This window comes from Nocardia sp. NPDC047038, from assembly GCF_040644075.1.
Classification (GTDB): domain Bacteria; phylum Actinomycetota; class Actinomycetes; order Mycobacteriales; family Mycobacteriaceae; genus Nocardia; species Nocardia sichangensis.
Genome location: NZ_JBEYVQ010000008.1, coordinates 252,562 through 276,809 on the forward strand (window position 1 = coordinate 252,562; position 24,248 = coordinate 276,809).

Sequence of the window (24,248 nt, forward strand, 5' to 3'; positions counted from 1 at the left end):
GTTCGCAGGTACCGCGTATCGCCCATCGGTACCGGCGCGGTCGCGATATGGCACGTCGAGCGGTCGAGGGCGCGACGACCGCATGCCGCCATCCGGTCGGCTCACGCGGGATCACTGGTCCTGCTCAGCGGGACCACGGGTACGGCAGGTGACCGGTGGCACGGCAGGCTCGAAACGAGCGACAGGTGTGTGCGCCGCGGTTCGCGCCGCGCACGGCCCGGTGTACGAGATCCGAATCGCGCTTAGGCGCGGAACGTTCAGTGATTGCCAAGGAGTGACATGACGGCCGGAGCAGAGCTAGTGGAGCGCAACGACGAGGCAGCGGGCGCGGGGCCGGTCGTCGAACTCGACGGCGCCTGTTCGCTGTCCCGGGAACGCATCGGCGGCAAGGCGTGGAGCGTCAACCGCATGCGCGCGCTGGGCCTCTCGGTGCCGCCCGCGTTCGTGATCACCGTCGAGGGCTGGGCCGACTTCTCCGCGCGCGGGGAGATCGGCGAGGACATCTGGCACGGTGTCCGGGCGGGCATCGCCGCTGTGGAGCGCGGCACCGGCCGCATCTTCGGATCCGGCACCCGCCCGCTGCTGGTGTCGGTCCGCTCGGGCGCCGCGGTGAGCATGCCGGGGATGATGGACACGGTGCTCAACCTCGGCATGAACGAGGCGGTCGAGCGAGCGCTGGCGGCGGAGACCGGGAATCCGGGCTACGCGGCCGATACTCGGGAGCGGTTCCGTACCCAGTATCGCGAAACGGTGCTGGGTGACCCCGCCGGTGCGGTGCCGGAGGACCCCTGGGAGCAGTTGCGGGCGGCCATCAGTGCGGTGTTCCGGTCCTGGGATTCGCCCCGGGCGCAGACGTATCGGCGCAATCGCGGCGTGTCCGCAAGCCTCGGCACGGCGGTGACGGTGCAAGCCATGGTGTTCGGCAATCTCGACGAGAAGTCCGGTACCGGTGTGCTGTTCAGCCGCAACCCGAACACCGGAGAGCGCGCGACGTTCGGCGAGTGGCTGGTCGGCGGACAGGGTGAGGACGTGGTGTCCGGCCGGACCACTCCCCGGCCGCTCGACGAACTGGCAACGCTGTCACCGCAGGTGCACGCCGAACTCATCGCGGCGGCCGACCTGCTGGAACGCGACGGTCGCGATATCCAGGACATCGAATTCACCGTCGAGTCCGGCGCACTGTGGCTGTTGCAGTCGCGGTCGGCCAAGCGCTCGGCGCGGGCGGCGGTGCGTGCCGCGGTCGCGATGGCCGAGGAAGGGCTCATCGGCACCGACGAGGCGCTGAACCGGGTCACCGCCGACCAGGTGCGCACCGTGCTGCGCCCGGCGACCGGGGAGTACACCGGGACACCGCTCGCACGCGGCGAAGCGGCGTGTCCGGGCCTGGCCTCGGGTGTCGTCGTCACTGATCCGCACGAGGCCGAGCGTAGGGCGGAGACGGGCGAGGACGTGATCCTCGTCCGCCCGACCACCAGCCCCGACGACCTGCACGGCATGATCGCCGCCCGGGCGATCGTCACCGAATCGGGCGGCGCCACTTCGCATGCCGCACTGGTCGGCCGCGAGATCGGCAGGCCCTGCGTGGTCGGCTGCGGCCCCGGCGTCGTCGCGGCCCTCGCCGGTCAGGTGGTGACCGTGGACGGCGGTGCGGGCAGCGTCTGGCCGGGCCGGGTCGAAGGCAAACCCGTCGATGCGAGCACCCTCGCGGACGTCGGCCGATTGGCCGGGTGGGCGGGCACCGACGCCGACCGGTTGGCGGCGTGGCTCGACGCCCGCGCGACCGATGTCTCGGTGAAAGTAGATGTGGCATCCCCGGCGACCGTGACGGATATTCCCGACCTCGATTTGCTGCGGCTGATCGGGATCAAAGGCCGGGCCGCCCATGACGCGCTGGCCGCGGGCGTAGGTGCGTCTGCCGAGACGGTCGCCGCTCGATGCGAACAGCTGGTAACCGCGGGCTGGTGCGCCGCGACACCGATCGGAGTGCGGCTCACACCCGAGGGCAGACAGCACCTGGACGGCCTGCTGGCGGCGGAGCGACGGACCGTCGACCGTGCCGCGATCGCCTCTGTCTACGCCGAATTCTGCGACTTCAACGGCGTTTTGAAAGAAGTCGTCACCGCCTGGCAGATGAAGGATCCGGCCACCGTCAACGATCATGCCGACGCCGACTACGACGGTGCGGTGCTGACCCGCCTGACCGACCTGCACGGCGCCGTGCAGCCGCTGCTGCGGCGGATCGGCGACGTCGCGCCCCGGCTGGCACGGTACCGCGCCCGCTTCGCACACGCCGTCGAGCGGATCGCCGATGGTGACCACGCTTGGGTCGCACGTCCGGTGCTCGACAGCTACCACACCGTGTGGTTCGAGTTGCACGAAGACCTGATCGGACTGTGCGGCCTGAGCCGCGCCGACGAGGCGGCGGCCGGCCGTGCCCACTGACAGCACGGGCGAAGCCACCGTGCCCGACCGGTGGGTCGAGTTCGCCCAAATCGACAACGTCCGCGACCTGGGCGGGCTGCCCGTGCAGAACGGCGGCACAACCCGTTTCGGCGTCGTCTACCGTTCCAGCACGCCGCAGAATCTCACCGAGTCCGACATGGCGAAGCTGCTCGGACCGATCGGTCTGCGCACACTGATCGATCTGCGGCTGCCCGACGAGGTGGAGCGCGAGGGCTACGGCCTGCTGGCCACCGCCGACGTGCGGCGGGTCTGCCTCCCGGTGCGGAAATCGCCGCAATCCTCGCTCGCCGCACGAGATCTGGTCCCCGACTCGAGCCGGGTGGATCTGGTCGACTTGTACGACAAGCTGCTGGCGGGCAGCGCCGAGTCCATCGTCGCGGCGGTCCGGCTCGTCATCGACGCAGGCCACCACTCGGTGCTGTTCCACTGCGCCGCGGGCAAGGATCGCACCGGAGTGCTCGCAGCGGTGCTCCTGGACGCGGTGGGCGTGCCGCCGGACGCGATCGCGGCCGACTACGCCCTGACCGGCGAACGCATGCACCGGGTCCGTGACCGGCTCGACGCGCTTCCGTCCTACACGGGGCTGCCCCCGGTCAGCACCGGCATTCTCGGCGTCGAGGCCGAAGTGATGCGGCGTTTTCTCGCGAAACTGTCCGCGGACCACGGCGGTGCGGCCGAGTGGTTGCTGGACGGCGGGCTCACCACAGGGGAGCTGGCACGACTGCGTGCCGTGCTGATCGCGCCGGAATAGGACATCGCGGCCCGGTCCGGCGCGCTCACCGAGCCGCTCCGGCAGGTCAGTCCTTGACCGGGTCGGCTCCGGCCCGCTTGATCACCGAGTCGCCGACCTCCAGCACCTTCCACAACGTCCGGTTCACACGGATCTTCATCGTGCTGCCATCCTGCAACCGAACGTGCAAGCGTCGATACAGATTCGCCCCGTCCAGCAACCCACGCGACTTCTTCACGACCGTCCCGCGCCACTCCTGCTGTGTCACTGATCGACTCCTCACTCGACTGGACGCCGACGCCGTAGCGATTCCCCGACCGGCGTGGTTCCAGTGTCGCCACCCATCGCGCTGGAAACATCACCATTCAGGAGTAAGTCCGCTGTGCCGGAAGTCGCACACCCCATCGAACGGTCGGTTGATGCCGCATGCCACCGGAGGGTGGGTATGGGTCCGGCCGACACCCTCCGCGTGCTGATGGCAGACCGATCCTCGAGCGCGAATTCGTCACCCGCATCCGCTCAGCGGCGCGGTCGTCCGGTGGGTCCCGAAACGACTGAGCGGGTCGGGTGGATCACGATCCACCCGACCCGCTCCGGTCGTCGACTACCGCGGCAACAGTTCGGCTTTCAGCGCTTCCAGTGTGGCACCGTCGACTCCGAGTCCGTCGGTGACGAACCGGTCGAAGGATCCGAAGGACGCGGCGGCCTGGTCGAAAGCAGCGTCGAGGTATTCGGCGCGCACGCCGAGGATCGGATCGAACAGCGCGGGATCGGTGACCAGCCCCTTGGCCACCAGCCCGTCCATCGTCGTCTTGTTGCTCGCGGCCAGGTTGTCGTTCGATTCCAGATAGTCCTTGTACACCTGGCCTTTCGGCACACCGAGCGCCGTCATCAAGATCGCGGTCATCCAACCGGTGCGGTCCTTGCCCGCGGTGCAATGGAACAACACCGGTCCGTTCGCGTTCACGATGTCCCGGATGGCGGCCCCGAACTGCGCGCGAGCCGCGGCGTCGGTGACCAGCCAGCGGTAGTAGTCGCGCATGATGCCCGCGGCCTTGCCGTCGCCGAACATCTGCTGCTGCACGGCGGGACCGCCCTGCACCGCCTTGCCCACCATCAGGTAGAAGTCGTTGCCAGGGTCGTACACCGGACGCGCGAGCGCGGGAATCGATGCCGGAAGCTTGTCGGGGTTGGCCCCGGACTCGTTCGGGCTGCGGAAATCGATCACCGCGGTGATGCCCGACGTGACCAGCTTCTGCTGGTCGGCGGCGGTGAGTTTGTCCAGGGCGTCGGTGCGGAACACCACGCCGGTACGGAGTTTGCCGTTGCCCTGGGTGGGATAGTCCCCGATGTCCCGCGCATTCGGCGCCGACGACAACTGCATGGAGCGGTCGTGCACAGTGTGCACCAGTCCGGGCCCCGCCACTGCGGTGGTGGTGGACGGGAACACGGCGATCAATGCGGCGGCGACACCGGTCACCGCTCCGCGAGCAGCACGCGAAATCGTCACTGGCTCATTCCTTCCATAGAGTCGCGGCCCGGCGACGCCGAGCCGGCAAGTGGGCCGGAGTGTGCGACCCCGGCCACGGCTCAGGCGTCGGCGAGCAGGGTGACCGTGCCGGCCGCCCCGTCGACCCGCACCCGTTGCCCATCGGCCAGCCGGGTGCTGGCGGTCTTGGTGTCCACGACGCAGGGGATGCCGAATTCCCGGGCCACGATGGCCGCGTGCGAGGCGGAGCCGCCGATGTCGGTGACCACCGCGGCGGCGTAGGCGAACATCGCGGTGTGCCCGGTGTCGGTGACCGATGCCACCAGGATGTCGCCCGGCTCGATGTCGTCGTCCAGGGACAGGACGCGTTTCACCGTGCCTTCCACGACGCCGGGGCATACCCCGATGCCGGTCAGGCCGTCTCCGGGCGTCAACGCGTCCGCGTTCGGCAGCGGCTCCCAGTCACCTGCGATCACATCCGGCATGCGGACGCCGCGCAACCGGCTCAGCTCGGCTCGGCGGCGTGCTACCCGTTCGGTCAGATCGGCTGGCGCCCAGAGGATTTCGTCGAGCGTGAGAAAGCAGGCGTCCTCGGCCTGCTGTAGCAGCCCCTGCCGGATCAGCCGCTCCGCCCGCTCCCGCACGGCGAGGCGCAGGCAGTGGGTGTACCGGACCACGGCGTCGCGGACGCGTTCGCGCGCCATCGTCGCTCCTGCCGCCATCCGTGCGGTGCGGCTCGGCGCCGGGTCGACCGGTTCCCGCTTGGGCGCGGGCATCCGAGCGGCGCGTGCGGCGGCGGTCACCAGCAGCTCCGGCCGGTCGCCGAAGGTCGGGTTGAGCAGCTCGCACTCGCCCGGTCCGCGATGTCCGATCCGCCGCAGCTCCTCCTCCAGCGCGGCGGCGAACGCCGGGGAGATCGTCCGCGCCGCGGTGACGTCGCCCGCGTGCGCCGCGTCGTGCAACGCGGTGTCGTCCCGGCACAAGGCGGCGAGCCGTTCCACCGCGAGCATGGTCCTGGCCGACTCCAACCGCTCCAGATCGATGGGCACGGTCGCCGCTTCCTTGCCGCGGGAGTGGATGGCGGTGGCCGCGCCGGTCATCATCACCCCGATGGACGCCGCCGCCCAGGACTGATTCAGCCGATCCCGCCACAGCAGGGCGCGGGCGTGCAGTTGTTCATCGGTGAGCTCGCGAATCGCCGCGGCGCCAAGGGATTCCTGATGCGCGGCGGCATTGATGCCGTCGGTGGTCTCGCGGTAGCGCAGCGCGGTGCGCAGGACCCGGGCCGCCGCGCGCCAGGTGGCGCGGGTACTGGCGAATCCCGTCGGTGTGGGTGGCTTGCCGTGCGGGGTCAGCGAGATCTCGGGCGGGATGTTGCCGTAGACGTCGCGGCGGATGCTCTGCTCGTCCCAGCCCGGCATGTTCTCCGCGGCCAGCACGCCGATGGAGGCGTTGATGTAGATGTGGTGCCCGAGCACCGTGGTGACCCGGCTGGTCCAGTGCTCCAGCGCGATGCCGTCCAGCGCGATCATGGCGCCCATCGCGGCATTGGCCAGCCGGATAGCGCCCGCTTGGAGATCCACCGTCAGCGGGGTGAGCGGTCCGGGCAGCGCCTCGGATGTATTGGTCGCGGTGTGCACCGGATAGGCCGGGTCGACACGATCGTCGAACTCGCCCTCGAGACCTTCCGGCGCGACCGACACCAGCGCGTGTCCGTCCGAGGTGGCCGCGCGGGTGGGTATCAGGTAGCCGGGCAGCGGGATGGCGCCGGGCCCGGCGACGAACTCGTCGCCGTCGAGTCTGCGACCGGTCAGTCCGCGGACGATGTCGGCCACCACTTCGGACGCGGTCCAGCCGCACCGGAATCCCCATTCGTCGCGTGCCACCCTCGGATCCACCTGCGGTGGCGTGCCGGACGTCCGCCGCGACTTCCGTGTTCGGGCCGCCTGGCGGATGCGATGCGCGTCCGCACTCGAGACCACCCCGGGCGCGGCCAGTTCGACCAGGCCGGTGCGCTCGGATTGCGCGGCCAGCACCAGGAAACGTTCGAAGTCGTCGGTGTGCAGCACCTGGAATCCGCCCGATCGGCGGGAACCGAGCAGCCCGCGCAGGATTCGCCAACTCGCGCCATCGACGCGCCTGCCCGCGACCGGCGCGGTGCGCACGATCAACGCCGCCGCCCCGCTGGACCGCACGACGTCCTCGGCGATCGATTCCGGCCCCGCGACCACCGGAACGACGATTCGCGCCCCGGCCGCTCGGGCCGCCGTCGCGATGGCGGCGAGCGAACCGCCCAGATGCACTACCGACGCGCAGTCGGCGACAGCCCGTGCGCACAACGCGGGCTCGGCGGGGTCACCGGTGATCACCTCGATCCGAGGGTCGACGTACCGGTGCCGCGCGCGGTCCAGCCCGATCACGTCGTGGCCCGCGGCCAGCAGCATGCGCGCCACCGCGCGACCGGTCGGATCGGAAACTCCGGTGACCAGGACCCGCATGAAATCTTCCTCCTCGCTGGCGCCCATGCAGACGTGACGCCGTTCACACACCATCGCCATACGGCGAGCCTGCGGCCGACCACAGTCCCGATGAACGGGACCGGCGGGTCGCTCACCAAGACGGGCGGCCTGCCATCGCGACCGGCGCGGGAAGGTCGACCCCATGAGTGATCGGTATTCGGTCGCGCCTCGGGAGGCCGCCGACGTGCGCGCCTACGACCTCGAGACCGATGTGCTGGTGGTCGGTTACGGATGCGCCGGAGCGGCGGCGGCATTCGAGGCGGCGGCGAGCGGCGCGCAGGTGCTGGTGCTGGATCGGATGAGCGGTCCCGGCGGCGCATCCGCCCTCTCGGGCGGTGAGATCTATCTCGGCGGCGGCACACCGATCCAGCGGGCCTGCGGATTCGACGACGACCCGGGAGCGATGGCCGCGTTCCTGTCCGCCGCGCTCGGTCCGGGGGCGGATTCGGCCAAGATCTCTCGCTACAGCGAGGACAGCGTCGCGCACTTCCACTGGCTCGCCGACCGCGGCGTGCCGTTCAAGCCCACACTGTGGGACGCGCCGACGTGGGTACCGCCGACGGATGACGGGCTGATGTGGCTGGGAGAGAACAGCAAGCCGTTCTCCGGCCTCGCCGGTCCCGCGCCCCGCGGGCATCGCCCGGCCGCCGCCGACTTCGGCGGCAAGCTGCTCATGGACTGTCTGGCCGAGGCCGCGCGATCCGCCGGCGCGACAGCGCTTCTCGATACCAGGGCGACCTGCCTGATCCTGGCGGCCGACGGCACCGTTGTCGGTGTGGTGGCCCGGCGGTACGGCACCGAGCTGACCATCCTGGCGCGTCGCGGCGTCGTGCTGACCACCGGCGGATTCGTGGACAACGACGCCATGCTCGCCGCCCACGCACCGAAACTGCTGGGGCACACCAAGGTCAGCGCGGGCACCGACGACGGAAGCGGGATCCGGATGGCGCAGGCGCTCGGCGCGGCCGTGCGGCACATGTCCACGGGCCAGGTCGGCATCTCGCTCGTTCCCGGCCTCGCCGCGCGCGGCATGGTGGTCAACGGGCACGGGCAGCGGTTCGTCAACGAGGACACCTATCCCGGCCGGATCGGCCAGGCGGCGCTGTTCCGGCACGGCATGCGGACCTGGGTCGTGCTGGACGAACGAGCCTTCGAGGAAGTGCCGGAACCACAGCGGTGGGGTGTGCAGCCGACCCATGTGGCGGAGACCGCCGAGGAACTCGCCGACCTGATGGGCGTACCGGCGGCCGCGCTGGCCGATACCGTCCGCCGGTACAACGACTTCGCCTCGCGCGGGGTGGATCCCGAGTTCGGGAAAGCGCCGCGCTGGGTGCGGCCCCTCACGCCGCCGCTCGCCGCGATCGACGTGCGGGCGGGGGTGCGGCCACCGTCGGAATCCGGTGATCGCCGTGGGACCGGTGCGTCCGTGTTCACCCTCGGCGGTCTGCACACCTCGCTCGACGGCGCCGTACTCGATATCGACGGCGCCCCGATCCCCGGTCTGTTCGCCGCGGGCCGTGCCGCGAGCAACCTGCACGGCGAGGGCTACATCAGCGGCACTTCGCTCGGCGACGGCACCTTCTTCGGCCGCCGCGCAGGTACCGCCGCGGCCCGCACCAGCTGATCCGGACGGCGGGTTCCGGTCATCGGGATGGATCGGACCGGACGGCGCCGCACCGGCCTAGCGTCGAAAGACGGCACTACCAGGAGGACTACCGCATATGACCAACAAGGTGCTCGATCGGGTACGGGATCTGCTGCCCGCGATCCGGGAGCGAGCCGCCGACGCCGAACTGCAGCGCAGAGTGCCCGACCAGAGCATCCGGGAGCTGACCGAGGCCGGGGTGTTCCGCATGCTGCAGCCGTCCCGTTTCGGCGGCGACGAATCCTCACCGGTCGCGTTCTACGAGGTGATCCGCGCCATCGCGACCGCCTGCCCGTCCACGGCCTGGGTGTCCTCGGTGCTGGGCGCGCACCCGTGGCAACTGGCGTTGTTTCCGCTGCGGGCACAGGAGGACGTCTGGAGTGCCGATCCGGACACACTGGTCTCGTCGTCGTACGCGCCGACCGGCAAGCTGATACCGGTCGAGGGCGGCTTCGAGATCAGTGGTCGGTGGAGCTTCTCCTCCGGGTGCGATCATGCCCGCTGGGCCTTCCTGGGCGCGGTCGTGCCGAACGACGAAGGCGGAGCGGAGTATCTGACCGTTCTGGTGCCGCGTGCCGATTACCGCATCGAGGACGTCTGGCACGTGTCGGGGTTGTCCGGCACCGGCAGCAACGACATCGTCATCGAGAAGGCGTTCGTACCCGCCCACCGGACCTACAGCGCGAGTGAGCAGGCCGAGCTGCGCGGACCCGGACAGGAGGTCAATACCGCTGCGCTGTACCGGATTTCGTTCGGCGCGGTATTCTCCAACACCATCACCGCACCCATCATCGGCGCCGCCCAAGGCGCGTACGAAGCGCACATCGAGCGCATGCGCGAGCGGGTGCGGATCTCCTACGGCGGGCAGAAGGCCGCCGAGGATCCGTTCGCGCACGTCCGCGTCGCTCGCGCCGCCTCCGAGATCGACGCCGCCGTCCTGCAGATGGAGCGCAACATCGGCGAACAGCTGCGCTACGCCGAGGCGGGGGAGGAGATCCCCCTCGAACTGCGGGTCCGCAGCCGCCGCGACCAGGTGCGCGGCACCGAACGCGCCATCGAGGCCATCGACCTGCTGTTCGACAACTCCGGCGGTCATGCGATCCGCAAACCCAATCCGATCGAACGGCACTGGCGCGACGCGCACGCCGGGAGCGTGCACGTGATCAACGACGTGGAGCGCGCACTGGTCCTGTACGGCCGGGACGCGTTCGGCCTGCCGGTCACGGATCGGATGATCTGATGACGCTCACCGCGGAGAACACCACGCGCCGGAGCACGACGGGCGGACTGGAACTGCGCTACCACGAAGCGGGGTCGGGCGCGCCGCTGGTGCTGTTGCACGGCTCAGGACCGGGCGTCTCGGGATGGGCCAACTTCGGCGCCAACCTGCCGGTGCTGGCCGAGCGTTTCCGTTGTCTGATCGTGGATCAGCCTGGCTTCGGCGCCAGTGGCCGCCCGCCGGTGTACGAACGCAACTACCTGCGCATCTCCGCCGACGCGGTGCTGGGCCTGCTCGATGACCTCCACCTGGAACGGGTACACCTGCTCGGCAATTCGATGGGTGGCGCGGTCGCGACGCTACTGGCGCTGGAACATCCCGACCGGGTCGATCGGCTGGTGCTGATGGCGCCCGGCGGCGTCGGGGTGAACGTGCTGGGGCCCGATCCGTCCGAAGGCATCACGCGCTTGCTGGAGTTCAGCGCCGCTCCCACCCGGGAACGGCTGCTGCACTGGCTGCGCGCCATGGTGTCGGATCCGGCGACCCTCACCGAGGAGTTGATCGAGACCCGGTCGGCCGCCGCCTCCGATCCCGCCGCCATCGCCGCGCTGCGCGACGCGTACGCGACCTTCGCCGATCCCGCTCTCGCCGAACCGGTTCCGCTGTGGGCCCGGCTGCGCGGCCTGCGCGCCGAGACGCAGATCCTGTGGGGGCGTGACGACCGGGTGACACCGGTGGAGGCGGCGTTGTTCCCGGCACGGCAGATCCCGAACGCGGATCTGCGCGTCTTCGCCCGGTGTGGTCATTGGGTGCAGATCGAACGCAAGTCGGCGTTCGAGCGCGCGGTCGTCGATTTCCTCACCGCCGGTCTCTGACCGCCCGCCGCCCGCGTCGATCACACCTCGTGATCGCGGACCCACCCCGCGATCTGGGTTCGGGAGGTGAAACCGAGCTTGGTGAGAATGTGCTCGACGTGGGTCTCGGCGGTGCGCACCGAGATCACCAGCTCGGCGGCGATGCGTTTGTTGCTGTGCCCCGCCGCCACCAGCCGGGCGACGTCCTTCTCCCGGCGTGTGAGGACGTCCGCCGCCTGTGCCTCGACCGGAGCGGCCTGCGGCGGTCGCGCCGTGGCGGGCGCGCGTCCCAGCGCGTAATCGATCGCCTCGCTCAGCGACAGCGTCGCGCCGCTGTCGAAGATCTCCTCGAACTTCCGCTCGCCCAGTTCTTCTCGCACGCGACCACGCATCCTGTCACCGAGTACGCCGGTGATGGCGTGGGCGAGGCGTACCGTGCTGCGCGCCAGGATCTCCGCGGCGCCGAGCAGACGGGCGGCTCGCTCGAAGTCGGCGCGCGCGACCGCCGACCACGCCAGCCCTTCGAATCCGGAGGCGAGCCAGACGCATCGGTCGAACAGGCTGAACATCTCGACGGAGCGGGCGAGATATCCGGTCGCGGCACGCTGATCGCCGCGCCGCCAATGATCCAGCCCCATCGACCACTGCGCCAGCCCGCCGAGCAGATACGGTCCGCGCTCGGTGGTGACCTTCAGCAGCCGCTCGGCGAAGGCGGTCGAGCGTTCGTCGGCGAGCACCAGCGCGCACACGAACGCGAACGCGAGGCTGTCCATCTCCATCGCGTGATGGCCGCACTCGGCCGCCAGATGCGTGGCGGTCTCGGCCAATTCGAGCGCGCGGGCGGTGTCGCCGTCGTTGAAGGCAAGCAGCGCCGAATCGAGCATCGCCTCCGCGAGGATGTCGGGGGCATTGACCCGGCGCGCCAGGGCAACGCATTCGTCCACCAACTGGCGCGCCGACCCGCGATCGGACAGCAACGCCGCGAGCGAGGCCGCCGCGGACAGCCCGCGTGCGCGCAGCTCGGTCGGTTCGCTCGACCTCGCCAGCGCGTCGGTCAGCCAGCGGTAGCCCTCGGTGAGGAAGCGATTGTGCTCCCAGAACGGCCGCAGCACCGCCGCCATCTCGAGCGCCGACTCGGGCGCGTCGGTCAGGCTGAACTGGAGCGCCGCGCGCAGATTCGCGTGCTCGCGGTTAAGTTCGCGGAACCAGGCGACGTCATCGGAACTCCAATACGCGGTGCGGCCGCGCAGTGCCAGCCGCCGGTAATGATCGCGGTGGCGGCCGCGCACCTCGGGCTCCTCGCCCCGCTCGGCCAGCCGGTCGCGGGCGAACTGCCGGATCGGCTCCAGCATCGAGTACCGCCCGACATCGCCGTCGTAGCGCAGACTCAGCACCGACTTGTCGACCAGGCCGGTCAGCGCGTCGATCACCGTGCGCCCGTTCGGTGCGGGCAGGCACACGGCTTCGGCGGCGTCGATGTCGAAGCCGCCGGAGAACACCGACAGCTGCTCCCACAAGCGCTGTTCGGCCGGGATGCACAGGTCGTAGCTCCAGCGGATCGCGCCCTCGATGGTCTGCTGTCGTTCCGGCGCGAGTCGCGGTCCCGCGCTGAGCAGGCCCATGGTGTCGTCGAGCCGGGTGAGGATCTGTTCCGGAGTGAACACGCGGAACCGCAACGCGGCCAGCTCCAACGCGAGCGGAATGCCGTCCAGCCGGCGGCAGATCGCGGCCAGCGCATCGCGATTCGCGGGGGTGGCCGCGAAGCCGGGGTTGGCGGCGCCGGCCCGCTCGGCGAGCAGTCGCATCGCATCGCTGTCGGTGGTCCCCGCGTCCGGTAGCGGCAAGGGCGCGACGGGCATGACCTGTTCGCCCTGCACGCCCAGCACCTCCCGGCTGGTCGCCAGTACGCGGACCTCCGAGGTGGTGGCCACGATCCTGCCCACCAGCCGCGCGCAGGCGTCGATCAGGTGCTCGCAGTTGTCCAAGATCAGCAGCAGCCGCTTGTCCGCGAGGAACTCGGTGAGCCGCCGCAGGGGCGCCGCCGTGTCGTCGCGCAACGCGAGGGCCTCCGCGACGGTCACCGTGACCAGATCCGGGTCCTGGACGTCGGCCAGCTCGACCAGCCACACCCCGTCCGGGAACGCGCGTGCGACCGCGACGCCGACTTGGCGGGACAGCCGGGTCTTGCCGACGCCGCCCGGACCGAGCAGGGTCAGCACGCGTGTCGTGGGCAGCAGCCGCTTCGCGGCGGCGAGTTCCTCCCGGCGCCCGACGAAGCTGGTGACCTCGGCAGGGAGGTTGCCGATGGGACGCCGCGCCATGGGTGTCAACCCTAGGTACCGCGCGGGGCGCGGAAGAGCGTTCTGGACAAATTCAACTCCGATGAACGTGCCCGCGGGCCCGGCCGGCGCGGGATCGGCGGCGTTCCGGTGACCGCGGACGGATCGAACCGGCGCCGCTCACCGAGCGGCGGCAGCGGCGTCGACGTCGCTGAGCTGATGGCGCATACGGTCGCGCTTGGCGCGCAGGTACCGCACGTTGTGCTCGGTCGGACTGGTCTGCAGCGGAATCCGTCGTTCGACGGCGATGCCGTATTCGGTCAATCCCGCCTGCTTGGCCGGATTGTTGCTGAGCAAGTGGACCGACCGCACTCCCAGGTCGGCCAGGATCCGCGCCGCGGCGCCGTAGTGACGGGCATCGACGGGCAGCCCGAGTCGCAGATTCGCGTCGACCGTGTCGGCGCCCTCGTCCTGGAGCGCGTAGGCGCGCAGCTTGTTCAGCAGTCCGACGCCGCGCCCCTCTTGTCCGCGCAGGTACACCACGACGCCGCGGCCCGCGGCGGCCACTGTCCGCAAGGCGGCGTCGAGCTGCTCGCCGCAGTCGCAGCGCAGCGAGCCGAACGCGTCGCCGGTGAGGCATTCCGAATGCACCCGGGTCAGTACGTCGCGCTCGCCCGGCGCGCCGAACACCAACGCGAGGTGTTCGGCGTGGTCGGTCGTGTCCCGGTAGCCGATGAGCCGGAATTCGCCGAAGCGGGTGGGCAGCCTGGTCTCGACGACGCGCACGACGCCCGGCTCCAGCCTGCGGCGATGGTCGATCAGGTCGGCGATGGAAATGATCGGGATTCCGTGCACCCTGGCCATGGTCAGCAGGTCGGGGAGCCGGGCCATCGAGCCGTCGTCGCGCACCACCTCGGCGATGACCGCGGCGGGGCGCAAGCCCGCCATCCGCACCAGGTCGACCGCCGCCTCGGTGTGTCCTTGCCGACCGAGCACGCCACGCGGGTGCGCTCGCAGGGGGAACACGTGCCCGGGGCGAGTGAAATCCCGGGGTGTGGCGCCGGGATCGGCGAGCAAGCGCATGGTGTGCGCGCGGTCGGCGGCCGATATGCCGGTGGTGATGCCCGCCGCCGCGTCGACCGAGACCGTGTACGCGGTGCCCTTCGGGTCCTGGTTGATCGCCGTCATCGGCGGCAGCTCCAGCCGGTCCAGGTCGCTGCCCGTCATGGGCACGCACAGCACGCCGCTGGTGTGCCGCACCAGGAACCCGATGTTCGCTGCGGTCGCCTGCTCCGCGGCGAGCACCAGATCGCCTTCGTTCTCGCGGTCCTCGTCGTCCACGACGAGGACCATGCCGCCGTTCGCGATGGCCGCCACCGCGGCAGGCACCGAGTCCAGTTCACCGGTCATCGTCCGCCACCTCCATATGCCTAATAGAAATATGGCGGGGCCGGAACAGCCAGGTGGCGTCTCACTGAGTGAGGCGGTCGATATCCGCCAGCAGCTCGCGGGCGAAATCGCGCTCCGCCTCGTAGTGCCGCACGCACCAGCGCAGCACCAGTTCGGGATAGGCCCAGTCCGGATTCGCCTCGGCGCCCTGCGCGTCGGCCTCGGCACGCCTGCGCATCTTCTCGGCGTACTCGATGTGCTCGGTGAGTATGTCGCGCATCCGGTCGGGTTCGGCGAGGTTGCCGAGCCATGCGCGCAGCATCACACTGTGCTTGAGCACCGGCGCCTCCACCGGTGCGTGATTGACCCAGTTCGCCGCGGCCGCACGGCCTTCCGACGTGATGGCGTACATCCGCTTGCCGCGCACGCCGTCCTCGTGCGCCACCGTGCGGGAGCTGGCGTAGCCGTGCTTCTCGAGGCGTTTGAGTTCGGCGTAGATCTGGCTGAACGACGGGCTCCAATAGAAGAACTGCAGACTCCAGTCGGCCCATTTCTTGAGGTCGTAGCCGGAGAGTTCGTCAGCGTGCGAGAGCATGCCGAGTACGGCCCACGCGGTGGTCGGCAGGTCGGGCACCGCGGGTGTGACGCCATCGGTCATGGTCGGACTGTACCGCTCAGGCATATTCGGATTCGAACTATCGCCAGCGCGCCCGCCGCCCGAACAGCGTACGTCCGGCCTCGTGGGAGATCTCGAGCAGCACCCGCGCCAGCTTGTCGAAGCTCATCGCCTCGGCTCGACCGGACAGCGACAGGGCTGCGGGTGCGGTGCCGCGGCCCCGGAGTGGCGCTGCGACACAGGCGATTCCGTCCATCGCTTCCTCGCGGTCCAGCGCCACGCCCTGGCGCAGCCGGACCTGGGCCAAGGCGCGATGCAGCGCGTCGGGCTCGGTGATGGTGTGCGCGGTCCGTCGCGGCAGCCGGGAATGGAACGCGGCTTCGGCGATGGTCGGCTCGAGTGTGGCCAGCATGGCCTTGCCGAGCGCGGTGCAGTGCGCGGGCATGCGGCCGCCGAGGCGGGTCGGCAGCATCGCGGCCAAGCGCCCGCCCGCCTTGTCCAGGTACACCACCTCGCGCCCGTCGAGCACCGCCAGGTGTCCGACCATGCCGGTGCGCTGGCACAACTCGTGCAGCAGCGGGCTGACCGCGTCGCGGATCTCGTTGTGGTCGGCGGTGAGCCCACCCAGTTCCAGGGTTCGCATGCCGAGCCGGTATCCGCCGGACGTGTGGGCCAGCCACCGAAGCCGGATCATCTGGTCGAGGATCCGATGGACGGTCGACCGCGGCAGGCCGGTGCGTTCCACCAAGCCGAGCAGCGTCAGCGTCGGGGTGGCCGCGTCGAACGCGTCCAGGATGAGGGTCATCCGCTCGATCATCGACACCGGCACCTCGGCTTCCACCCCCTTGGCGCGGGTCCGCCGTGGGACCCGGTCGGTGCGCGGCTCGCTGTCGGGCAGCAGGGTGACGGTCATTCGAACCTCCGTCGGTCACAGTCGGTCAACGTCGACCAGGCATTACGTGCTCGATCGTTTGTGTCTCCCATCACACTGACGACTTCGCAGCCGAGATGAATCGGGAGAACTACGTAGCTTCTACGGATCCGCATCTCGGTGACCGGACTCCGATCTTGACGACCCTCGGGCGAGCGCTGCTGTCATAGCTGACAGGTATATGCCTGATCGAAATAGGAGGCCCGATGGAACCGGTGCTCGAGATGGACGGATCGCCACTGGACGTGCGCGACTTCAAAGCGGTGCTGGGTCGCTTCTGCACAGGCGTCACGGTGATCACCGCGCACGCGGAGGACGGGCCGATCGGATTCACCTGCCAGTCGTTCTCGGCGCTGTCGCTGGAGCCGCCCGCGGTCTGCTTCTGCCCCGCGCGCACGTCCACATCGTGGCCGCGCATCCGGGCCGTGGGCCGGCTCTGCGTCAACATCCTGGCCCACGACCAGCAGGAGGTCTGCCGCCGTCTCGCGCGCAGCGGCACCGACAAGTTCGCCGGGGTCGACTGGGAGCCCTCGCCCAACGGCTCGCCGCGGCTGGCCGGAGCCATGGCCTGGCTCGACTGCGAGATCGAGCAGGAGGTCGACGGCGGCGACCACACCATCGTCATCGCACGCGTCACCGCGCTGTCGGAGCATCGCGAGGCGCCTCCGCTGCTGTTCTACCGCTCCGCCTTCGGGCGGCTCGATGAGGCCTGAGCACCTCCCGGCCAGTGGGACTGCACATTTCCGGGGCGGGACGGCGAACCGAAATATCGAAGTGACAACCGTGCGCGAATCGTGGAGGAACCGATGACTACCGACACCGAGGTCCGAGTGATCGACGCGGGCGCTCCGCCCGCCCGCTACGCGCGCGGTTGGCACTGCCTGGGGCTCGCGCAGGACTTCCGGGACGGGAAACCGCATACCGTCGAGATTTTCGGCACCGAACTGGTGGTCTTCGCCGGTGCGGGCGGAGAGTTGTACGTGCTGGACGCCTATTGCAGGCACATGGGCGGGAACCTCGGGGACGGCCGGATCAAAGGTGGCTCCATCGCCTGTCCTTTCCACGACTGGCGGTGGGGCGGCAATGGACGCTGCACCGGCATCCCCTACGGCCGCCGAGTTCCACCCCGGGCTCGGACCCGCTCGTGGCCGACGTTGGAGCAGAACAAGCAGCTGTTCGTGTGGAACGACCCGGAGGGCGATCCGCCCCCGGCGGAGGTCACCATCCCGCGCATCGACGGGGCGTTCAGCGACGAGTGGACCGACTGGACCTGGAACACCATGACGATCGACGGCGCGAATTGCCGCGAGGTCATCGACAACGTGGTGGACATGGCGCACTTCTTCTATGTGCACTTCGGGTTCCCGACCTACTTCAAGAACGTCTTCGAGGGTCACATCGCCAGCCAGTACATGACCTCGGTGTCGCGCGAGGACATGATGGGGGAGACCGCGAAGGCGTTGGGCGGCAAGAACGTCCTGCACTCTGATGCCTCTTACTACGGCCCGTCCTACATGATCGATCACCTGCGCAGCGAGAGTGCGGGCCTGACGGTCGAGGGCATCCTCATCAACTGCCACTACCCGGTGTCACCCACGAAATTCGTGCTGCAGTACGGCGCGATCGTGAAGAAGCCACACGGCGTGCCCGCGGAGCAGGCCGAGGAGATCGCGGCGAAGTTCGCCGGTGGCCTGGGCCGCGGCTTCGAACAGGATGCCGCGATCTGGCAGCGCAAGACCCGCATCGACAACCCGCTGCTGTGCGAGGAGGACGGACCCGTCTACCAGCTGCGCCGCTGGTACGAGCAGTTCTACACCGACGTGGCCGACATCGATCCGAAGATGACCGACCGCTTCGAGTTCGAAGTGGACACCACCAGGGCGGTCACGGCGTGGGAGGCGGAGGTCGCCGAGAATCTCGCCGAGCAGCGCGCCGCCGCCGGAGCCTGAGCGGGGTGCGATGGAACGGGTTACCTGCCGTATCTGCGCGACGTGTGTGCTCGTCGAGAAGTTCAGTCCGCAGCACACCAGCGTGCAGTGGAGCGCGGGCGCGGTGGCGGCGTGCGCCGAGTTCGCCGGCGCGGACAGTGCGCGGGTACGGACCTGCGTCGCGCTGCGCGACAGCATCGATGCCGCCGTCGCGGGCGGTCTCATCGACGTCAGCACCCGGGACGGGGACGAGCCGTGACAGCCGTGGAGGACCGAAGAGGAGACGCAGCAGTGGATCGAGCCCGAGCGGCCGTGGCGCCGGGGAGCCGGGCCGAGGTTCCCGACGACACCGAGAGTCGCCCCGGCGCATTCCTCACCCTGCGTGTGGCGCGGGTGATCCGGGAGACCCACGACGCGGTATCGCTGGAGCTGAGTCCGACCGCGGAGCAGTCGAATGCGATCGACTATCGGCCGGGCCAGTTCCTGACCCTGCGGATTCCGAGCGAGCTGACCGGCTCGGTGAGCCGCTGCTACTCGTTGTCGAGCGCGCCGCACGAAGCGGGGCCGCTGAAGGTCACGGTCAAGCGAACGCCCGACGGCTACGCGTCGAATTGGTTGTGCGACAACGCGGTTGCCGGCATGGATTTCCACGCGCTGCCGCCCGCGGGTGTCTTCACCCCGGCGTCGCTGGACGAGGACGTGCTGTTGTTCGCGGCGGGCAGCGGGATCACCCCGGTGCTGTCGATCCTGAAATCGGTGCTGGCAGACGGAGCCGGGCACTGCGTGCTGATCTACGCCAACCGCGACGAGCGCTCGGTGATCTTCGCCGACGAACTCGCCGACCTGTCCGCCCGGCATCCCGGCCGCCTGGTCGTGGTGCACTGGCTGGAGAGCGTGCAAGGGCTGCCGTCGCGGCCGCAGCTCGCGGCGCTGGCCGGACCGTGGCGCGAGCGCGAGGCGTTCGTGTGCGGACCCGGCCCGTTCATGGACGCCGTCTCCGCCGCACTGATCGGGTCGGGCGCCGACCGCAAGCGCGTGCACGTCGAGAAGTTCGTGTCGCTGAACGGCGATCCGTTCGATACCGCCACGCCCGATGTCGTCGACTCCGGCGACTCCGGCGACCACGCGGCGGTCGAGGTGGAACTCGACGGCGAGACGCGCGCACTTCCGTGGCCCCGCCACCAGGTCCTGCTCGACGTCCTGTTGGCCAACGGGCTGGAGGCGCCCTATTCCTGCCGCGAGGGCGCGTGCAGCGCCTGCACCTGCCGGGTCGTCTCCGGTCAGGTGGCGATGCGGCACAACGAAATTCTCGACGAGGCCGATCTGGCCGAGGGATACGTGCTGGCCTGCCAGGCGGTCCCGGTCACCGACACGGTGCAAGTCACCTATTCCTGAGGAGTACGACGAATCAATGGCTGACATCGCCTCGCTCGGCTACGTCCGAGTCGCCATCGCCGATGTGGCGGCCTGGCGCGCCTTCGCCTTCGACGTGATGGGTTTCGCGCAGGCCACCGGGCCGAATCCGGACAGTCTGTACCTGCGCATGGACGAGCACGCCTACCGTTTGGAACTCGTCCCGGCGGAACAGGACCGGGTGCTCGCCGTCGGCTGGGAGGTGCGCGACTACCGCGCGCTCGCCCGGGTGCGGCAGGCGCTGGAGCAGGCGGGCGTGGCGGTCACGCCGCTCGCTCAGGAGCAGGTCGACGCACTACGCGTCGAGGAAGCCTGCACCTTCACCGACCCCGCCGGGTTCACCGTCGAGGTCTTCCACGGCCCGGTGCTCGACCACAGCCCGGTCGTCACTCCCCACGGAAACCGTTTCGTCACAGCGGGATCGGGACTCGGCCACGTCGTGCTACCGGTGCCCGATCTCGAGGAGGCGAACCGTTTCTACTGCGAGATACTCGGATTCCTGCCACGCGGCTCCTTCCGAGTGCCCACCCCACCCGGGGTGGGACCGGTACGCGTGCGGTTCCTCGGCGTCAACCAGCGTCACCACAGCCTCGCCTTGATCCCCGGCACCCGTCCCGACGGCCCTGGCCTGGTGCACATCATGGTCGAGGTCGACGAACTCGACGCCGTCGGCCGGGCGCTCGACCGCGTGATGCGGGCGGGTCTCCCGTTGTCGTCGACCCTCGGCAGGCACACCAACGACAAGATGATCTCCTTCTACGTCCGCACGCCCGGCGGCTGGGATCTCGAATACGGCACCGAAGGTCTGCTGGTCGACGAGTCCACTTACAGCGCGGAGGAGATCACCGCCGACAGCTACTGGGGCCACGAATGGTCACGTGGCTGATCCGGTGGCCCGGCTCGTCAGCCGCGCCTCGAGATCGAGCAGTTCGGCGCGGCGCAGTTTTCCCGCGTCGTCGCGCAGCGGGGTATCGGTGAACCGGTAGGTGCGCGGGCATTTGTAGCGGACCAGTCGCGACTCGACGTGACCGCGAAGCCGCGCCTCGTCGAGCGGGGCGTCGGTCTCGACCACGGCGTGAACGCGCCTGCCGAGGTCGTCGTCCGGCAGCCCGACGACCGCACACCCGCGCACGCCGGGATACTCGGTGATCACGGCCTCCACCTCGGCGGGGAAGACGTTGGCGCCACCAGTGACGATCAGGTCGGTGCGGCGGTCGCTGAGATAGAGGAATCCCTCGTCGTCCACGTGGCCCAGGTCGCCGAGAGAATCCCAGCCCGGCCAGCCGGCGCGGGTGCGCGGTTCGGCGCCCACGTAGCGATAGCTGGGTCCGTCGCCCTCGGCCGGGCGCATGAAGATCTCGCCGACCATGCCGGGCGGGCACGGGCGTCCGTCGGCATCCAGGACGACGAACTCGCCGAAGACGGCGCGGCCGACCGAGCCGGGGTGGGTCAGCCAGTCCCGGCCGTCGATCAGCGTCATCATCTGATTCTCGGTGCCGCCGTACATTTCGTAGATCTTCTCGGCGCCGAGCAGCTCGATCCAGGCCCGCTTGAGCCACGGCGGGCAGGGCGCAGCCATGTGCCAGAGCCGCCGGACGGAGCCGAGGTCGTAATCCTTCGGCCGATCACGCACCTCGGTGAGCATGCGCGACATCATGGTCGGCACCACGGTCAGCCAGCTGACTCGGTGGCGAGCGATCGCCCGCAACGCCGTGCGCGCCTCGAATTTCGGCAACATCACCAGGTGCTGGCCCGCCATGAGACCGAAGAACGAGGTATTGAACGGCGCGTTGTGATAGAGCGGGCCGCTGACGAGCTGGACATCGTCCGGTCGCTGACCGAGCACGGCATTGAGCGGCGCGACGTCGAGCAGACCCGCCTGGCCCGACACGATCAGCTTCGGGCGTCCGGTCGTCCCGCCGGAAGTCGGCGCCTTCCACGCAGGCGCGACCGGATAGTGGTCGAACGGCGCGTCGGAGAACTCTGCCGACAGCGCGTCCTCGTCCGGCGCCGCGGGCAGGCCGGGTTCCGCGGCGCCGACCACCAGCCGCGGTCGCGCGAGCCGGAGTACGGCCGATCGCTCCGGTGCGGGAAGCCGCGGCGAGATGAGTTGCGGCACCGCGCCCAGCTTCCAGACCGCGAAGACCGTCGCGAAGTAGGACGGTTTGTTGGCCAAGGCGACGGTCACGTAATCGCCTCGGCGGACACCGAGTTCGGCGAAGTGCCTGGCTCGGCGATTGGCGGCCGACTCGAGGTCCTGCCGCGACCAAGTGTCGCCTTCGAACGTGATGGCCGCGGCGTGCGGGTCGGCGGCGGCCAGGTCGGTGAGAATCTGCCCGAGCGGCCGGGCGAGTGGATCAGGCACGGCGGGCGAACCTCGCTAGGAAGTCCGGGTCAACGATGTCGCCGTGGACTTGGACGTTGTGGCTGTGCGCGAGCTGATGCAGCGCGAAGGCCGTCTGCTGTGCCGTCGCGCGGCCCTGCGCGTCCTGCGCGGCGTTGACCGACCGCTTGGCCAGTTTCAGCGCGAACAGCGGCATGGCGGCGATCGTCGCGGCCAGCCGCATAGTGTGCTCGGTCAGCTCCGCTCGCGGGACGACCCGGTTGACCATGCCGATGCGTTCGGCGTCGGCCGCCGTGAGAGTCCCGGCGGTGAACAGCAACTCTTTCGCTTTCCGTATGCCGAATTCCCACGGGTGGTTGAAGAACTCCACCGCGTTGGCGCCCATCGCGACGACGTTGTCGACGAACTCGGCATCCTCGGACGCCACGATCAGATCACACGGCCAGACCAGCATCAGCCCGCCCGCGATGACCTTGCCGTGCACCTCCGCGATGGTCGGTTTGGGGATGTTGCGCCATCGCTCGCTGAACCCGGCGTAGATCTCCTCCTCGCGGGCCATGAGTCCCTCGGCGCCCTGGCTGCCGAAGCCGGCCCAGGTGCCGACCGGCGTGCGCGGACCCATGTTGGCGCGCCAGTCGTGTTCGCCCAGATCGTGTCCCGAGGAGAAGTGCGGGCCTTCGGCCGCCAGCACGATCACGTGGATGCCGTCGTCGCGGGCGGCCCGGTCGAACGCGTCGTTGAGGGCGTAGAGCAGCTCGGTGTTCTGCGCGTTGCGTGCGTCGGGACGGTTCAGGACGATCCGGGCGATCCTCGGCGTGCTGTCGTCGTAGCGGACCAGATCGCTCATCGCACACCCGCCCACAGCAGTCGCTCCGCGGCATCGGGATCGTTCGCCACGGTGACGGTGTCGGCGATCAGGCCGGTGGTCCGCCGCTGCCGCTCGTACCGCGCCCAGCCCGGATCGGCGTCGAGCACGAAAGCCCGATACATGCCGTGCAGGTTGTCGGCGACCGCGTCGGGGGCGTGCGCGCCGACCAGGGTGTGATTCTCCGGGCGGGTGTGCGTTTTGAAGACGAATGGCAGGTCCACCGCGTGCGCGGCGCCGAGCCGCCCTCCGAGCCGCGGTGAGCGCCAGTCGAATCGGAAGGCCCACGCCGCGCCGCCCGCGTCGGTCTGCGCCTCGGCCAGGCGAATCGCCGGGATGCGGAAGAACCAGTCCGTAACGACCGCCGACAGCAGATCGCCCGCCGAGGCATCCGGCCGGGACGCGCGATAGCGGGGAAGCGCGACGGCGGGGTCCAATCCGTATCCTGCGGCTCCGGCGGCCAGGGTCGGCTCATCGATCTGATCGATGGCGCCGGAAGCGACCAGGATGAGCCGGGCGTCCTCGGCATTGCTCCCGGCCAGGATCGCCACGTCGGTGGTCGCGCCGGAGGCGACCGCCCCCAGCGGATCGTCGACGACGATCGCGCCGTCCACCACGGGCGCGAACGGCAATGTGGTCAGCGCCAATCGTCCCCATTTCGCCGGATCCGCGGCGGTTTGCACTTCGTGCAGCACCGCCCTGACGTGCGTGGACAATTCGTCGATCGGCACGTCCGCGAAGGCGTCGAGCGAGGGCTCGATGCCGATGTGCGCGGCCACGTTGTCGATCAGCAGGCGCGCCTCGTCCGGGGTGACGGTGTTGGCCGCCGCTCCGGAGTGCGCGATCAAACCGCGGAACAGGCCCCGAGCGCGCGGCACGGCGAGCAGAGTGGTGGCGAGCATGGCGCCCGCGGACTGTCCCGCGATGGTCACCCGCGCCGGGTCGCCGCCGAAGGCCGCGATGTTGTCGCGCACCCACTCCAGCGCCGCCACGACGTCCAGGATGCCGAGATTGACTGTGTCCGCGCCGAAATGCAGCCACCCTTCGCCGCCGAGGCGATAGTTGACGGCCACCATGACCACCCCGCTCGCCGCGAACGCCGTGCCGTCGTAGGTCGGCAGGGCGTTGGAGCCATTGGTGAACGCTCCGCCGTGGATCCACACCAGGACCGGGCGCGCACCCTCGGTCGCGGAGGTCCAGACGTTGAGGTTGAGCACGTCGTCGCCCGGGATCGACACTTCGGGAACGAGCCCGTCGTAAGCGGGCACGTACGGCGCGCGTGCCGCGGTCGGGCCCGGATCGGTCGCGTCCCGGACCGTGGCCCACGCTTGCGGCGGCACCGGTGGAAGGAACCGATGCTTCCCCGCCGGGGCGGCGGCGAAAGGGATACCGAGGAATTCGTGCACCGGCCCACGGGTGCGTCCGCGCACCGGTCCGTATTGGGTTTGGACGGTTTGCAACATATCTGACATCTGTTTCATCCTTGATTGGAATTCAGCGCATGTTGCAATCAAGCCCTACGGGATCTCGCTGGTCAAGAGCATCGTCATGACCAATTAGTTGC

20 protein-coding genes are annotated in these 24,248 nt (G+C 69.8%); 10 read left to right on the forward strand and 10 right to left on the reverse strand.

The features are described 5' to 3' along the window. The first annotated feature begins 279 nt into the window (after window positions 1-279). Both ABZ824_RS25960 and ABZ824_RS25965 read left to right on the forward strand, forming a co-directional pair. The gene (locus ABZ824_RS25960) at window positions 280-2,442 is read left to right on the forward strand and encodes a pyruvate, phosphate dikinase (protein ID WP_356965845.1); all 2,163 of its coding nucleotides are present in this window, start codon (window positions 280-282) and stop codon (window positions 2,440-2,442) included. Continuing rightward, window positions 2,432-3,214 (forward strand): tyrosine-protein phosphatase, encoded by a 783-nt coding sequence (locus ABZ824_RS25965; RefSeq protein WP_356965847.1) that lies wholly within the window; start codon window positions 2,432-2,434, stop codon window positions 3,212-3,214. The genes ABZ824_RS25960 and ABZ824_RS25965 overlap by 11 nt, the downstream gene beginning before the upstream one ends. 46 nt (window positions 3,215-3,260) lie before the next feature. On the opposite strand, the gene ABZ824_RS25970 is transcribed toward ABZ824_RS25965, so the two are convergent. The 3 genes from ABZ824_RS25970 to ABZ824_RS25980 form a co-directional block, all read right to left on the reverse strand. After that, window positions 3,261-3,461 carry a hypothetical protein gene (locus tag ABZ824_RS25970; protein WP_356965849.1) on the reverse strand — a complete coding sequence of 67 codons (201 nt, stop codon included), beginning with the start codon at window positions 3,459-3,461 and terminating at the stop codon, window positions 3,261-3,263. A gap of 336 nt (window positions 3,462-3,797) precedes the next feature. Continuing rightward, on the reverse strand, window positions 3,798-4,703 hold the full coding sequence (locus tag ABZ824_RS25975) for a tyrosine-protein phosphatase (RefSeq protein ID WP_356965851.1): 906 nt from the start codon (window positions 4,701-4,703) through the stop codon (window positions 3,798-3,800). 80 nt (window positions 4,704-4,783) lie between these two features. After that, window positions 4,784-7,240, reverse strand: a complete 2,457-nt coding sequence (locus ABZ824_RS25980; RefSeq protein WP_356965853.1) for a PEP-utilizing enzyme — start codon at window positions 7,238-7,240, stop codon at window positions 4,784-4,786. A 103-nt stretch (window positions 7,241-7,343) separates the two neighbouring features. On the opposite strand from ABZ824_RS25980, the gene ABZ824_RS25985 reads away from it, so the two are divergent. The 3 genes from ABZ824_RS25985 (at window position 7,344) to ABZ824_RS25995 (ending at window position 10,940) form a co-directional block, all read left to right on the forward strand. Beyond that, window positions 7,344-8,825 carry an FAD-dependent oxidoreductase gene (locus ABZ824_RS25985; RefSeq protein ID WP_356965855.1) on the forward strand — a complete coding sequence of 494 codons (1,482 nt, stop codon included), beginning with the start codon at window positions 7,344-7,346 and terminating at the stop codon, window positions 8,823-8,825. 97 nt (window positions 8,826-8,922) lie between these two features. Then, window positions 8,923-10,086, forward strand: a complete 1,164-nt coding sequence (gene hsaA / locus ABZ824_RS25990; protein WP_356965857.1) for a 3-hydroxy-9,10-secoandrosta-1,3,5(10)-triene-9,17-dione monooxygenase oxygenase subunit — start codon at window positions 8,923-8,925, stop codon at window positions 10,084-10,086. Continuing rightward, window positions 10,086-10,940 carry an alpha/beta fold hydrolase gene (locus ABZ824_RS25995; protein WP_356965859.1) on the forward strand — a complete coding sequence of 285 codons (855 nt, stop codon included), beginning with the start codon at window positions 10,086-10,088 and terminating at the stop codon, window positions 10,938-10,940. Before hsaA ends, ABZ824_RS25995 begins: the two co-directional genes overlap by 1 nt. 20 nt (window positions 10,941-10,960) lie before the next feature. Here the strand turns inward: ABZ824_RS25995 and ABZ824_RS26000 are convergent, their stop codons facing one another. The 4 genes from ABZ824_RS26000 to ABZ824_RS26015 all read right to left on the reverse strand — a co-directional run bounded on the left by ABZ824_RS26000 (window position 10,961) and on the right by ABZ824_RS26015 (window position 16,116). Next, the gene (locus ABZ824_RS26000) at window positions 10,961-13,240 is read right to left on the reverse strand and encodes a LuxR C-terminal-related transcriptional regulator (protein WP_356965861.1); all 2,280 of its coding nucleotides are present in this window, start codon (window positions 13,238-13,240) and stop codon (window positions 10,961-10,963) included. Window positions 13,241-13,378: 138 nt separating this feature from the next. Beyond that, a complete protein-coding gene (locus tag ABZ824_RS26005; RefSeq protein WP_356965863.1) occupies window positions 13,379-14,608 on the reverse strand; it encodes a bifunctional 3,4-dihydroxy-2-butanone-4-phosphate synthase/GTP cyclohydrolase II in 1,230 nt (409 codons plus the stop codon). A gap of 61 nt (window positions 14,609-14,669) precedes the next feature. Next, complete coding sequence (locus ABZ824_RS26010) at window positions 14,670-15,245, reverse strand: PadR family transcriptional regulator (protein ID WP_356965865.1); 576 nt, start codon at window positions 15,243-15,245, stop codon at window positions 14,670-14,672. 37 nt (window positions 15,246-15,282) lie between these two features. Next, window positions 15,283-16,116: an IclR family transcriptional regulator gene (locus ABZ824_RS26015; RefSeq protein WP_355075451.1), complete on the reverse strand. Its 834-nt coding sequence runs from the start codon at window positions 16,114-16,116 to the stop codon at window positions 15,283-15,285. A 224-nt stretch (window positions 16,117-16,340) separates the two neighbouring features. On the opposite strand from ABZ824_RS26015, the gene ABZ824_RS26020 reads away from it, so the two are divergent. The 5 genes from ABZ824_RS26020 to ABZ824_RS26040 all read left to right on the forward strand — a co-directional run bounded on the left by ABZ824_RS26020 (window position 16,341) and on the right by ABZ824_RS26040 (window position 20,361). Next, window positions 16,341-16,847, forward strand: coding sequence for a flavin reductase family protein (locus ABZ824_RS26020; RefSeq protein ID WP_356965867.1), 507 nt, complete (start codon window positions 16,341-16,343; stop codon window positions 16,845-16,847). 93 nt (window positions 16,848-16,940) lie between these two features. Further along, on the forward strand, window positions 16,941-18,083 hold the full coding sequence (locus tag ABZ824_RS26025; RefSeq protein WP_356965869.1) for a Rieske 2Fe-2S domain-containing protein: 1,143 nt from the start codon (window positions 16,941-16,943) through the stop codon (window positions 18,081-18,083). 10 nt (window positions 18,084-18,093) lie between these two features. Then, window positions 18,094-18,321, forward strand: coding sequence for a hypothetical protein (locus ABZ824_RS26030; RefSeq protein ID WP_356965871.1), 228 nt, complete (start codon window positions 18,094-18,096; stop codon window positions 18,319-18,321). Window positions 18,322-18,440: 119 nt separating this feature from the next. Continuing rightward, on the forward strand, window positions 18,441-19,457 hold the full coding sequence (locus tag ABZ824_RS26035) for a ferredoxin--NADP reductase (protein WP_356965956.1): 1,017 nt from the start codon (window positions 18,441-18,443) through the stop codon (window positions 19,455-19,457). 16 nt (window positions 19,458-19,473) lie between these two features. Then, window positions 19,474-20,361 (forward strand): VOC family protein, encoded by an 888-nt coding sequence (locus ABZ824_RS26040; RefSeq protein WP_356965873.1) that lies wholly within the window; start codon window positions 19,474-19,476, stop codon window positions 20,359-20,361. Here the strand turns inward: ABZ824_RS26040 and ABZ824_RS26045 are convergent. The 3 genes from ABZ824_RS26045 to ABZ824_RS26055 are packed head-to-tail and all read right to left on the reverse strand — an operon-like array spanning window position 20,350 to window position 24,156. Then, window positions 20,350-21,840, reverse strand: a complete 1,491-nt coding sequence (locus ABZ824_RS26045; protein WP_356965874.1) for an AMP-binding protein — start codon at window positions 21,838-21,840, stop codon at window positions 20,350-20,352. The genes ABZ824_RS26040 and ABZ824_RS26045 overlap by 12 nt on opposite strands. Beyond that, a complete protein-coding gene (locus ABZ824_RS26050) occupies window positions 21,833-22,666 on the reverse strand; it encodes an enoyl-CoA hydratase (RefSeq protein WP_356965876.1) in 834 nt (277 codons plus the stop codon). The genes ABZ824_RS26045 and ABZ824_RS26050 overlap by 8 nt, the downstream gene beginning before the upstream one ends. After that, window positions 22,663-24,156, reverse strand: a complete 1,494-nt coding sequence (locus ABZ824_RS26055) for a carboxylesterase family protein (protein ID WP_356965878.1) — start codon at window positions 24,154-24,156, stop codon at window positions 22,663-22,665. The genes ABZ824_RS26050 and ABZ824_RS26055 overlap by 4 nt, the downstream gene beginning before the upstream one ends. Window positions 24,157-24,248 lie beyond the last annotated feature (92 nt).

What these genes read in the sequence shown, in the direction of transcription:
- ABZ824_RS25960 (WP_356965845.1), top strand. Translation starts at nt 280, where the DNA reads ATGACGGCCGGAGCAGAGCTAGTGGAGCGCAACGACGAGGCAGCGGGC.
- ABZ824_RS25980 (WP_356965853.1), bottom strand. Translation starts at nt 7,240, where the DNA reads ATGGCGATGGTGTGTGAACGGCGTCACGTCTGCATGGGCGCCAGCGAG.
- ABZ824_RS25985 (WP_356965855.1), top strand. Translation starts at nt 7,344, where the DNA reads ATGAGTGATCGGTATTCGGTCGCGCCTCGGGAGGCCGCCGACGTGCGC.
- hsaA (WP_356965857.1), top strand. Translation starts at nt 8,923, where the DNA reads ATGACCAACAAGGTGCTCGATCGGGTACGGGATCTGCTGCCCGCGATC.
- ABZ824_RS25995 (WP_356965859.1), top strand. Translation starts at nt 10,086, where the DNA reads ATGACGCTCACCGCGGAGAACACCACGCGCCGGAGCACGACGGGCGGA.
- ABZ824_RS26000 (WP_356965861.1), bottom strand. Translation starts at nt 13,240, where the DNA reads ATGGCGCGGCGTCCCATCGGCAACCTCCCTGCCGAGGTCACCAGCTTC.
- ABZ824_RS26005 (WP_356965863.1), bottom strand. Translation starts at nt 14,608, where the DNA reads ATGACCGGTGAACTGGACTCGGTGCCTGCCGCGGTGGCGGCCATCGCG.
- ABZ824_RS26010 (WP_356965865.1), bottom strand. Translation starts at nt 15,245, where the DNA reads ATGACCGATGGCGTCACACCCGCGGTGCCCGACCTGCCGACCACCGCG.
- ABZ824_RS26015 (WP_355075451.1), bottom strand. Translation starts at nt 16,116, where the DNA reads ATGACCGTCACCCTGCTGCCCGACAGCGAGCCGCGCACCGACCGGGTC.
- ABZ824_RS26020 (WP_356965867.1), top strand. Translation starts at nt 16,341, where the DNA reads ATGGAACCGGTGCTCGAGATGGACGGATCGCCACTGGACGTGCGCGAC.
- ABZ824_RS26025 (WP_356965869.1), top strand. Translation starts at nt 16,941, where the DNA reads ATGACTACCGACACCGAGGTCCGAGTGATCGACGCGGGCGCTCCGCCC.
- ABZ824_RS26030 (WP_356965871.1), top strand. Translation starts at nt 18,094, where the DNA reads ATGGAACGGGTTACCTGCCGTATCTGCGCGACGTGTGTGCTCGTCGAG.
- ABZ824_RS26040 (WP_356965873.1), top strand. Translation starts at nt 19,474, where the DNA reads ATGGCTGACATCGCCTCGCTCGGCTACGTCCGAGTCGCCATCGCCGAT.
- ABZ824_RS26050 (WP_356965876.1), bottom strand. Translation starts at nt 22,666, where the DNA reads ATGAGCGATCTGGTCCGCTACGACGACAGCACGCCGAGGATCGCCCGG.
- ABZ824_RS26055 (WP_356965878.1), bottom strand. Translation starts at nt 24,156, where the DNA reads ATGTCAGATATGTTGCAAACCGTCCAAACCCAATACGGACCGGTGCGC.